Source organism: Synechococcus sp. F70.1, assembly GCF_047502745.1.
Lineage (GTDB): Bacteria > Cyanobacteriota > Cyanobacteriia > Thermostichales > Thermostichaceae > Thermostichus.
In genome coordinates this window covers 33,069-39,895 of sequence record NZ_JANSJL010000053.1, presented here as the reverse complement: position 1 = coordinate 39,895, position 6,827 = coordinate 33,069, and the positions used below count along the sequence as shown (strand labels likewise).

Annotated in this window: 7 protein-coding genes; 6 read left to right on the top strand and 1 reads right to left on the bottom strand. The window is 62.2% G+C overall.

Annotated features, from left to right (window positions below):
* The 5 genes from cfa to NW860_RS05240 form a co-directional block, all read left to right on the top strand.
* The coding region (gene cfa, locus NW860_RS05260) for a cyclopropane fatty acyl phospholipid synthase (protein WP_414512843.1) at positions 1-1,029 on the top strand (1,029 nt) is incomplete at its 5' end.
* Positions 1,030-1,146: 117 nt separating this feature from the next.
* The gene (locus NW860_RS05255; protein WP_414512842.1) at positions 1,147-1,590 is read left to right on the top strand and encodes a SufE family protein; all 444 of its coding nucleotides are present in this window, start codon (positions 1,147-1,149) and stop codon (positions 1,588-1,590) included.
* A gap of 12 nt (positions 1,591-1,602) precedes the next feature.
* Positions 1,603-2,688 (top strand): metal ABC transporter solute-binding protein, Zn/Mn family, encoded by a 1,086-nt coding sequence (locus NW860_RS05250; protein WP_414512840.1) that lies wholly within the window; start codon positions 1,603-1,605, stop codon positions 2,686-2,688.
* Entirely contained in the window at positions 2,685-3,461 is a 777-nt protein-coding gene (locus NW860_RS05245) for a metal ABC transporter ATP-binding protein (protein WP_414512839.1), read from the top strand. Before NW860_RS05250 ends, NW860_RS05245 begins: the two co-directional genes overlap by 4 nt.
* A 9-nt stretch (positions 3,462-3,470) precedes the next feature.
* Entirely contained in the window at positions 3,471-4,307 is an 837-nt protein-coding gene (locus tag NW860_RS05240; protein WP_414512838.1) for a metal ABC transporter permease, read from the top strand.
* On the opposite strand, the gene NW860_RS05235 is transcribed toward NW860_RS05240, so the two are convergent.
* Positions 4,304-5,098 (bottom strand): hypothetical protein, encoded by a 795-nt coding sequence (locus NW860_RS05235; RefSeq protein WP_414512837.1) that lies wholly within the window; start codon positions 5,096-5,098, stop codon positions 4,304-4,306. The genes NW860_RS05240 and NW860_RS05235 overlap by 4 nt on opposite strands.
* 124 nt (positions 5,099-5,222) lie before the next feature.
* Between NW860_RS05235 and NW860_RS05230 the strand changes: the two genes are divergently transcribed.
* Complete coding sequence (locus NW860_RS05230) at positions 5,223-6,755, top strand: leucyl aminopeptidase (RefSeq protein ID WP_414512836.1); 1,533 nt, start codon at positions 5,223-5,225, stop codon at positions 6,753-6,755.
* Positions 6,756-6,827: the final 72 nt, after the last annotated feature.

Genomic DNA, 6,827 nt, shown 5'->3' with positions numbered 1-6,827 from the left:
CACGACGAGCGGCTCTACCTGCGCTGCCTGCTCTATGGATCCCTGGGCTTTGGCGAGGCCTACATGGAGGGCTGGTGGGATTGCGAGGCTATTGACGAGCTGGTTTGTCGTCTCCTGACGGCCCAGGTGCCGCAGCGGGTGGGTTGGCTCATTCAGCCTCTAGTGGCTTTGGACAGTTACTTTGTCAACCGCCAGCGGGGCAAGGGGGCATTTGTGGTTGGCCAGCGCCACTACGACCTCGGCAACGACCTCTACGAGGCCATGCTGGATCGCCGCATGATCTATAGCTGTGCCTACTGGGATGGGGGGGCGCAGACCCTGGACGAGGCCCAGGAAGCCAAGCTGGATCTCATTGCCCGCAAGCTGGATCTGCAGCCCGGCATGCGCGTGCTCGACATTGGCTGCGGTTGGGGCGGCACGGCTCAGTACCTGGCCGAACGCTACGGCGTGCAGGTGGTGGGCATTACCGTCTCCCAAGAACAGGCCAAGCTGGCTAGCGAACGCTGCCGGGGCCTACCGGTGGAGATTCGGCTGGAAGACTATCGCCAGACCCAGGGAAAGTTCGATCGGATCCTTTCTGTGGGCATGTTCGAGCATGTGGGCTACCGCAACTACCGAACGTTTATGCAGGTAGCCCGTCGCCTCCTGACCGACGATGGTTTGTTGCTTCTTCACACCATCGGCACCAATGTCGCCTACCAAGGTCGGGATCCGTGGACTGAGCGCTACATTTTTCCCAACTCGATGCTGCCCTCGCCTCGTCAAATAACCGCGGCCTTCGAGGGCCTGTTCGTGTTGGAAGACTGGCACAACTTTGGCATCAACTACGTGGCCACCCTAAAAGCTTGGCACGCCAATTTTGAGCAGGCATGGCCAAAATTAGCCGACCGCTACGATGAGCGCTTTCGCCGCATGTGGCGGCTTTACCTGCTAATGAGCGCCGGCAGCTTCAAGGCCCGGGCTAGCCAGCTCTGGCAACTGGTCCTCTCCCCGAGGGGAGTAAAAGGCGGCTATCGCTCGGTGCGGTAGCAAGGTCTAGGATACCCGCCAAGCGCTGGCTGACCTAGGCTGCCCCTGACAGCGTCGGCAGGCTCTGAGGCAGCGTGCTACGATTTTGATTATCATTCTCATTCAGCCAGTGGGTTGATGCCCGAAGCTCTGCGGCAGATTGTGGGTCGCTTTCAAAAGGCCAAAACCCCTCGTCAGAAGTACGAGTTGCTCTTGGCCTATGCCAAGCGCCTGCCCCCTTTCCCCGAGTCGCAGCGGACGGAGGAGAATCTGGTGCGGGGTTGCGCCTCGCGGGTGTGGCTGGCCACCGAATTGAGGGACGGCAAGGTCTACATCCAGGGAGATGCCGATGCCCAGTTGGTCAAGGGCTTGGTGGCCATTCTGGTGGAGGGGCTAAGTGGCCTAGCGCCGGAGGAAATTTTGGGGGTTTCCCTGAATTTCGTGCGGGAGATGGGTCTTAACTTCAGCCTTAGCCCTTCCCGCAGCAACGGCCTGGTGAGCATGTTTGCCCTGCTCCAGCAGCGGGCCTTGACTTTCCAGCAGTTAGGCGCTTCTGACACTGCCGCTTCTGTTGTCTCGTGAGTGGGAGGGCGCATGACCAAGAGGATTACCTCTCCGCGTTTGGCTCAACCTGTGCGGTCGCTGGTCTTGCTGGTGGCCGCTCTCTCAGTTGGGATCCTGGGCTGCTCACAGACACGCCGGGAAGAGCCCCAGTCCCAGCAGGGATCCGACCCCCCGAAGGTGGTGACCACCATCCTGCCGGTAACGCAATTTACCCGCGCCGTGGCGGGGGATCGGGCGGAGGTGAGGCCTCTAATCCCTCCCCAGATGGGGCCCCACAGCTTTCAGGCTCGGCCCGAAGATGCGCGTCTGCTGGCCCAGGCAGATGTGCTGGTGATCAATGGGTTGGGAATGGAGACCTTTTTGGAGGGATTGATCGCCAACGCTGGAAACCCCAAGCTGCGCCTTATTGACAGCAGCCAAGGGATCCCGAGTCTGCAGACGGAGGAGCCAAAGCATGGGCATTCCCACGGCCACAGCCATGGACACTCCCACAGTCACCCTCATGAGCACAGCCACGGCGAGTTAAACCCCCACATCTGGCTGGATCCGCGGCGGGCCATCCGGCAGGTGGAAAACATCCGCGACGGCCTCATGGCTGCGGATCCCGAGGGGGCAGAGATTTACCGCACCAACGCGGCTGCCTTTATCGAGAAGCTCAAGGCTTTGGACGAGGAAATTGAGCGGCGCCTAGCCCCCTTTGCAGGGAAAAAGTTTGTGGCCTTCCACAACTTTGCCCCCTACTTTGCCGAGCGTTACAACCTCAAGGCCGAGTTCTTGGTGGAGATCCCGGAAGCCAGCCCCTCCCCCGAAGATGTGCGGCGGGTGATGGAGACGGTGCGGGCATCCGGCCTGAAGACGATCCTGGTGGAACCGCAGCTGGGGAGTAACAACCCCTTTGAGGTTTTGGCCAGAGACCTAGGGATCCAAGTTCGCGTTTTCGATCCCATCGAAACGGCTGGCCCAGAGGGTCTGGAGCCGGAGTACTACCTAACCGTCATGCGGCAAAACGTGGAGAACCTGGTCTCCGCCTTTGAGAAGGAAAAGGCCTGGGTTCCCCTGCAGTTGCCCGTGGTGGGCCAAGCTGCCCTCGAACACCTGCTGGCGAGGGGGCGATGACCTCCCACTTGGGCGAAGTTGTCCTTTGGGTGGAGGGGCTGACGGTCTATCGGGGATCCCAGTTGGCCGTGCAGAATGTGTCGTTTGCGCTGGAGGCGGGATCCCATACCGCCATTGTCGGCCCCAATGGCGCTGGCAAGAGCACGTTGGTGCAGGCCATCCTGGGCATCCTGCCGCGGCAGTGTGGCTCGATTTGCATTCTGGGAGAGCCGCTGCGCCTGTCGGGGTACTTGCCCCAGAAAGTGCGGCAGCAGATTGCCTACGTGCCCCAGCGGTTGCACTTCAACCCCGCCATCCCCCTGACCGTGGCCGAGTTTGTCGCCCTGGGCTGGGGATCCCTTGGACCTCGCTGGCCCTGGCAGCAGCAAGCTGCTCGGCAGGAAGCCGTCCAGAAAGCCCTGCAACGGGCCGAGGCTCTACACCTGGCCTCTAAACTCCTGGGTCAACTCAGCGGCGGCGAGCTGAAGCGGGTGCTGTTGGCCTATTGCCTAGTCTGGCCGCGGCGGCTGCTGGTGCTGGACGAGGCCCCCGCCGGCTTGGATAGCCCCAGCGAAGGGGAGTTCTATCGGATGTTGGAAGAGCTGCGCCGATCCCTGGGCTGGACCATCCTACAAGTCTCCCACGACCTGGAAATGGTGTCCCGCCATTGCGACCGCGTGTTATGTCTCAACCGCTCCCTGATCTGCCAGGGATCCCCCGAGGTGGCCTTGGCCCCAGAGATGCTGAGCTGCGTCTACGGCCCCGAGTTTGCCCGCTACATCCACCATCACTGAGGAGGGGAAATGCCGGAGACCTGGGCGCGGGTGGCCGAGTTGCTGCAGTTGCCCTTCATGCAGCGGGCTCTTCTGGGCGGGGTCCTCACAGGGGTGACGGGGGGACTGCTGGGCAGTTTTGTCATCTTTCGGCAGTTGGCGTTTTTTAGCGATGCCCTGGGGCATTCGGCGCTCTTGGGTATTGTCGTGGGAGTAGCCTTGGGGCTGAATCCTACGGCGGTGCTGATGGGGTTTGGGGTGGTGTTTGCCCTGGGCGTGACCTTTATCCTGGAACGCACCCAGCTTTCGCCGGATACGGTGCTGAACATCATCTACTCTTCCTCCCTGGCCCTGGCCATCATCGGCCTCAGCCTGATCCCTGGCTACCGCGGCAACCTCAACCAACTGCTCTTCGGGGATATCTTGGGCATTGGCCTGCCAGCTTTGGGGATGAGCGGCCTGCTCCTGTTGCTGGCCCTGGGGTACATCGGCCTGACCTTGCCTGCCCAGATGCTGCTTACCCTGGACGAGTCGCTGGCGCGGGCGCGGGGGGTGGAAGTGGGCTGGCAGCGGCTAGCCTTTGTGGTGCTGCTGGCCCTGGTGGTGGCCCTGTCGATCCGCTCGGTGGGGGTGCTGTTGGTGAGCGCCTTTGTGGTCATCCCCGCCTCGACGGCGCGGCTTTTGGGATCCAGCTTTACAACCTATGTGCTGCTGGCCATGGCCTTGGGAGGCTTGAGCGCCGTGCTGGGGATCCTCCTTTCGGCTGCCTTTAACCTCCCCTCCGGACCCAGCATTGTTGCCACCCAGTTGCTCTTTTTTCTCCTAGCAATGGCACTAAAGGGGGTATGGCAACTCCTACGCCTCTAGCTGCCGGCAACCCCAAAAGCCCTCTGAAACGGCCTTTCCCCCCAGACCTGGCCAAAGAGGCGGCGGTAGCTTTCCGGGAAGACCTGGCCCATGAGGGTAGGCTGCTCGTAAACCCGCTTTAGGGTGTTGAGATCCCGTTTGGTGATGGTGGGCACCCGCAGCAGGCGGCGATTGCCAGTGGCCTCGGCGTGGTGGCCGCCGTACATCAGATCCCGCGGGTTGGGACTATGGCCCCACAGCCCTAGCCCATGGCCAATCTCGTGCCGAGCCACTGCCGTAACTTCTGCCAGCCCCTGGCCTTCGACGATAACGATGCGCACCCGCTGCTGCAGCGAACCATCGGCGGCGAAGAAAAACTCTGGGCGGGCTGCCCCCGCTATTCCCTCGCCAATGGGAGGAACGCGGTAGATGCTCATCCCGTAGAAGGCCTCCTCTTCTTTGGCTACCACCTTGAGCGGGATATAGGCCGACCACTCCCTCACCGCCTGCTCCACAAAGGCTTTCCACTGGGGGTGATCCCCCTGGATGTAGACGGGGATGGGGTAGAAGGCCCACTGGGCATAAGCTCCGCCTGGCAGCAGCGGCTCGATCTCTTCAAAGTAGTCTCCCGCCGACTTGTCGTAGGCGTAGCGGGCTAGGCCTGGGGGCAGCTTGAGGCGAAGCGGCTGCGGCAGCTCTTCCAGGGGTCTCTGCGCCTGAGCCAGGGATCCCACCCCCCCTACCGCCAGGGCAAGGAGCATTGCGCAGGCAATAACCCCAAGCTGAAGGATGGAACGCCGCCGCCAGACCATACCTTGGGTCTCTCCCTTTCTGATTAAAGGCTATTGACTGGAAAGGCCCATATCCCCTGGCCCAGAAGTGGCGGAATTGGCTACACTGAGAGTCTGCTGTCCCTAGCTTGGCCAAAGGTTTCCCATGCAGCTTCGTCTTGGCGAGCCACCTCTAACGCAGGCCGAATGTGCCCTGGTCTACTGCTTTGCCCCCAGCGGCGAAAACGCCACCTTCCCGCTGCCTGCTGAGATCGCTTCCCTGGACGAGAAGGTATGGTCGGGGCTGGTGGCGGAAGCGGTTCAAGAACAGAAGTTTCAGGGCAAGCCCAACAGCAGCCTCGCCCTGCGCCTGCCAGGGCCTATCCGCAAGCTGGTGCTGGTGGGGCTGGGGGATCCCGCAGCGCTGACTTTGGAAGGACTGCGACGGGCTACTGCCAACGGCCTGCGCCAGGCCCACAGCCTTAAAGCCAAGCAGGTAGTGCTGTCTTTGCCCGAAACTGGGCTGGATCAGGGGCGAGCAGTGCAGGCGGTGGTTGAAGCCAGCCTCCTGGTGGCCCACCAGGATAACCGCTTCAAATCTCCCCCCAAGCCCGACGAAGAGCGCGGCTTTGCCGTTGAAGAAGTCACGCTCTTGGTGCCGGGACTGGCCCAGGCCCGCCAAGACTGTGAGAACGCCCTTCAGCGGGCCACCGAGATGGCTGCCGGGACGATCCTGGCCCGCGAACTGGTGGCTGCTCCCGCCAACATCGTCACGCCTCCTGCCCTGGCTGACACTGCCCGGCAACTGGCCCAAGACTACGGCCTAGAGGTGGAGATCCTGGGTCGGGAAGAGTGCAAAGCCCTAGGCATGGGGGCTTTCCTAGGCGTGGCCCAAGCCTCGGATCTGCCGCCTCAGTTTATCCACCTCACCTACAAGCCCAAGGAAGGGGATCCCGTTGCCAAGTTGGCCTTGGTGGGCAAGGGCCTCACCTTCGACTCCGGCGGCCTCAACATCAAAACCGACTCCCGCAGCATTGCCATGATGAAAACCGACATGGGCGGGGCGGCAGCCGTCTTGGGAGCGGCCCGTGCGCTAGCTGCCCTCAAGCCGCGGGTAGAGGTGCACTTTATCGTCGCCGCCACGGAAAACATGATTAGCGGTCGGGCCCTGCACCCGGGAGACATCCTCACCGCTTCCAACGGCAAGACCATCGAGGTCAACAACACCGATGCCGAGGGCCGTCTCACCCTGGCTGATGCCCTGGTGTTTGCCGAGAAACTAGGGGTGGACGCCATTGTTGACCTAGCGACCTTGACCGGCGCCTGCGTCATTGCCCTAGGAGAGGAAATCGCCGGCCTCTTCACCCCCGACGAGAAGCTGGCCCAGGAGCTGCAGCAGGCAGCCAACCTCTCGGGCGAGAAGATTTGGCGCTTACCCCTGGAAGAGAGCTATTTCGAGGGCCTCAGCTCCACCGTAGCCGACATGAAAAACACCGGTCCTCGCTCTGGCGGCTCCATCACTGCCGCCCTCTTCCTTAAGCAGTTTGTGGAGAAAACCCCCTGGGCCCACCTAGACATAGCTGGCCCCGTCTGGGCTGAAAAAGACTCGGGCTACACCAACAAAGGCGCCACTGGCTACGGCGTGCGCACCCTCGTGGAATGGGTCTTGGCACGGGAGATGGCAGCCGCCTCCTCTTAGCCTCGCTGCCTGCTGTTGTCTGCTGGTTCCAAAGTCCTGCGCAAGTGTTGGGGGGTGGCGCGGCAGCGGCAC